General features: G+C 45.1%; 1 protein-coding gene. It reads left to right on the plus strand.

All coding sequences use genetic code 11. The features are described from left to right. The coding region (locus KCR01S_RS23660) for a fimbria/pilus outer membrane usher protein (RefSeq protein WP_156478816.1) at window positions 1-576 on the plus strand (576 nt) is incomplete at both ends.

A 576-nucleotide genomic window follows, 5' to 3' on the forward strand; every position in this document is an offset into this window, starting at 1 on the left:
TAATCTGCAAGTGATACCGGATGCCAGCACTCTTTTTGACTTCTCATCACAACGACTGGATATATCCATCCCACAAGCTGCAATGTTGACCACGGCTCAGGGCTATATTCCCCCGGACAAATACGATGATGGCATTAATGCCATGATCCTTAACTATCAGTTCAACGGCTCAAAGGATTACCAAAGTGATGAGGAATATTACAGCCTCAATTTACAGTCAGGTCTCAACCTCGGCCCCTGGCGCATACGCAATCTAAGTACCTGGAACAAAAGCAATAGTGATGCAGGCGATTGGGACTCAGTATATCTGTATATGCAGCGTAGCCTGATGGCTATTAACAGTAATATCGTCGTGGGTGAAAGCTCATCATTATCATCAATATTTGACAGCGTCCCATTTACTGGCCTGCAGGTTGCAACTGACACCTCTATGCTGCCAGAAAGTATGCGTGGTTATGCGCCTATCATTCGTGGTATAGCCAAAACCAATGCTCGAGTTGTAATTAAACAAAATGGCTATCAGGTATACCAGACCTATGTTGCGCCTGGCGCTTTCGAAATTACCGATATGTACCC

Source organism: Kluyvera cryocrescens NBRC 102467, assembly GCF_001571285.1.
Lineage (GTDB): Bacteria > Pseudomonadota > Gammaproteobacteria > Enterobacterales > Enterobacteriaceae > Kluyvera > Kluyvera cryocrescens.